At 48.6% G+C, this 2,392-nt stretch carries 5 protein-coding genes; 3 read left to right on the top strand and 2 right to left on the bottom strand.

The window, feature by feature from the left end:
• Nucleotides 1-186: 186 nt before the first annotated feature.
• The gene (locus ACLW56_RS25030) at nucleotides 187-576 is read left to right on the top strand and encodes a hypothetical protein (RefSeq protein ID WP_330986301.1); all 390 of its coding nucleotides are present in this window, start codon (nucleotides 187-189) and stop codon (nucleotides 574-576) included.
• Nucleotides 573-893: a hypothetical protein gene (locus ACLW56_RS25025; RefSeq protein ID WP_330986300.1), complete on the top strand. Its 321-nt coding sequence runs from the start codon at nucleotides 573-575 to the stop codon at nucleotides 891-893. The genes ACLW56_RS25030 and ACLW56_RS25025 overlap by 4 nt, the downstream gene beginning before the upstream one ends.
• Nucleotides 894-961: 68 nt before the next feature.
• On the opposite strand, the gene ACLW56_RS25020 is transcribed toward ACLW56_RS25025, so the two are convergent.
• Both ACLW56_RS25020 and ACLW56_RS25015 read right to left on the bottom strand, forming a co-directional pair.
• Complete coding sequence (locus ACLW56_RS25020) at nucleotides 962-1,273, bottom strand: SymE family type I addiction module toxin (RefSeq protein ID WP_330986299.1); 312 nt, start codon at nucleotides 1,271-1,273, stop codon at nucleotides 962-964.
• A 76-nt stretch (nucleotides 1,274-1,349) separates the two neighbouring features.
• Nucleotides 1,350-1,682, bottom strand: coding sequence for a helix-turn-helix transcriptional regulator (locus ACLW56_RS25015; RefSeq protein WP_330986302.1), 333 nt, complete (start codon nucleotides 1,680-1,682; stop codon nucleotides 1,350-1,352).
• Nucleotides 1,683-1,818: 136 nt separating this feature from the next.
• On the opposite strand from ACLW56_RS25015, the gene ACLW56_RS25010 reads away from it, so the two are divergent.
• Nucleotides 1,819-2,392: CHC2 zinc finger domain-containing protein (locus ACLW56_RS25010; protein ID WP_330986298.1), on the top strand; the 574-nt coding region annotated here is incomplete at its 3' end.

Genomic DNA, 2,392 nt, shown 5'->3' with positions numbered 1-2,392 from the left:
GACATTAACGGCAGCGGCCGTCGCCGTTATACTGGCCTCCGGCGCAAAAGTGCGCGTCGGGCGTTGCGTGCTAACGTGTTGTTAAAGATGTGAAAGTTGCTCTTTAAAAAGTGAGGCGTAGCGCGGGCAGTAGCGTGTTAAAAAGTACGATAGCGTCGGGATCGTTCCTATGACCCGATAGGGTTGATGGGGGGAATTAACCCTTACGGATATGTAGCGAATCCGCTGAAATGGATAGATCCGCTGGGATTATGTAAAAAAGATATAAATAATGATGGTCCATTATTACCAGATTCAGCATGGCACAAGAATGCTCCCCACCAAGTCACTCCAGGCACAAGAGAATTAGAACATTATAAATTCAACCCTGATACAGGAGAGCTTGAATATTCTACTGTCAAGTATGATCAATATGGTCGACAGACCCAACGCACCGATTATACTAACCATGGATATGGTAATCCGTCATCTCCAGACTATCATTCCACCCCTCATGAACACAATTATGAATATGGACCTGGATATAGTCCAAAAGGAAAACAAACTAGAATTAACACAGGAAACAACAAGCCATGAACTTTAATGAAATGAATAAATCACTAATAAAAAACAATGTATTGAAATTTATTCATATAGACATTGATCCTATCGACATGAAATATAACATATTGCTTTCGCTAAGTGATAATGAAGATTTTAATGATGTGGTATCTTTTTATTTTTATGACGTAAGTAATATTAGAATGGACGATATAGGGGGTGGGTTAACACAATTCATGCTTCTTAAAATATCAATCATTGACATCTCAAACGACCGAAATAAATATAAGCTAGAAGATATTGAGGATAAGAAGATATCATTTGAATTTAATTTCGTCGATGTCATTAAATAAATGAATTTAGATAAACCCGGGGGGTATCATGACCGATATCCCCCGAGTTTTTATTCTTCTTCACCCCATTAAGCAACCAGCGCCTTCATCCCCATCGCCGCCTCTTTAAACTGGCAAAGTTCAGCCTTCAGGGCCTGCACTTCACTGGTATCCGCAATAATCGTCAGCACGCCCTCCGATATTTTCACTGTCACCCCTGTCCCGGTATCAAACCCTGCTTCCTTCAGCCAGTCGCCTTTAAGCATCAGACTCGGATGACGGGAATAATAGCGCGTCCGGAATGTTTTGGGGTCGGCGTGCCGCGCGGTAATATACCCGACGCTGTAGCGGCGCTGCATTTTGGAAATCTTCCGTTCTGCCGTAGAATGCTTCTCAGCCATGATCAACTCCTGTTTAGTTGCCTGTGGTCAGCGGTGTTAAAGGGTTGCCTCCCTTTATCACCGCGCTAAATCAGGCTCAGCTTAACAGCCGCTTTGCCTGATGTTTTAAAATCATCGCGTCAAGGATCGAAGTAATCGACCGTTGTTCTTCCTCATCCATCTGCTTCACCGCTTCAAACTTCATCTTCAGTTCGTCCTGCGGTTCACGTTCATCTTCCTCAAAAATCAGCCAGTCCGTCGTGACGTTAAACGTCAGGGCGATACGCTTGAGAATATCTAAAGAGGGCTGCGCTTCGCCGGACTCATAGCGGCGCACTTGCGTTAAATGGATCCCGACCTTGTCGGCCATCTGTGGCTGGGTCAGGCCATGTTGCTTGCGCAGTTGCAGAAAACGGGCTGAAAAGCTCATCCAGAAGGTTCCTTCATTCACCATAATGGCTTCCATTATCACCTCCTGTTCTGAATGGGCTTGACTGAATGCTCTACATGGAGCATATAATAATACCCATATAGAGCATTGACAAGGTTTTAAAAGGAACAGTTTTATGGCCCGCATCCCCGAAGCAGAATTACAGCATCTGAAAGCCGCCGTCTCCCTGGTTGCCGTGGCGAAAGCGCAGGGCCGGAAACTGCTCCGAAAGGGAAAAGACTTCGCGGTGCTGTGCCCGTTCCACGATGAACAGGAGCCGTCCTGCGTGCTGTCGTCTGCCAAAAACCTCTATCACTGCTTCGGCTGCGATGCCGGTGGCTCGGTCATCGACTGGCTGATGCACACCGAAAAACTCAGCCTGCGCAAGGCAGTGGAACGGCTGCGCGGCGAGCTGGGCGACAATCCTTCTGTTCAGCCGCTGGTTGCCTCGTCCGCCGCTGTCGTTCAGGATGAAGCGGGCCGTCAGGCGCTGCTCTCACGCGTGGCGGCGTTCTATCACCACACGCTGCTCAACGCCCCGGAAGCGATGGTCTATCTCGAAAAGCGCCGCCTCAGTCACCCCGAACTGGTCGCCACCTTTAACCTCGGCTTCGCTAACCGCACCCTGGCCTACCGGCTGCCGTCGAAAAAACTCAAGGAAGGCGCGGCGCTGCGGGCGCAGTTGCAGGCCACCGGCATCCTGCGCGAGT

This window comes from Pantoea sp. sgz302252, from assembly GCF_047713085.1.
Classification (GTDB): domain Bacteria; phylum Pseudomonadota; class Gammaproteobacteria; order Enterobacterales; family Enterobacteriaceae; genus Scandinavium.
The sequence above is the reverse complement of the archived record's forward strand: the minus strand, read 5'-3'. Positions and strand labels throughout refer to the sequence as shown.

What these genes read in the sequence shown, in the direction of transcription:
- ACLW56_RS25030 (WP_330986301.1), top strand. Translation starts at nt 187, where the DNA reads ATGGGGGGAATTAACCCTTACGGATATGTAGCGAATCCGCTGAAATGG.
- ACLW56_RS25025 (WP_330986300.1), top strand. Translation starts at nt 573, where the DNA reads ATGAACTTTAATGAAATGAATAAATCACTAATAAAAAACAATGTATTG.
- ACLW56_RS25020 (WP_330986299.1), bottom strand. Translation starts at nt 1,273, where the DNA reads ATGGCTGAGAAGCATTCTACGGCAGAACGGAAGATTTCCAAAATGCAG.
- ACLW56_RS25015 (WP_330986302.1), bottom strand. Translation starts at nt 1,682, where the DNA reads ATGAGCTTTTCAGCCCGTTTTCTGCAACTGCGCAAGCAACATGGCCTG.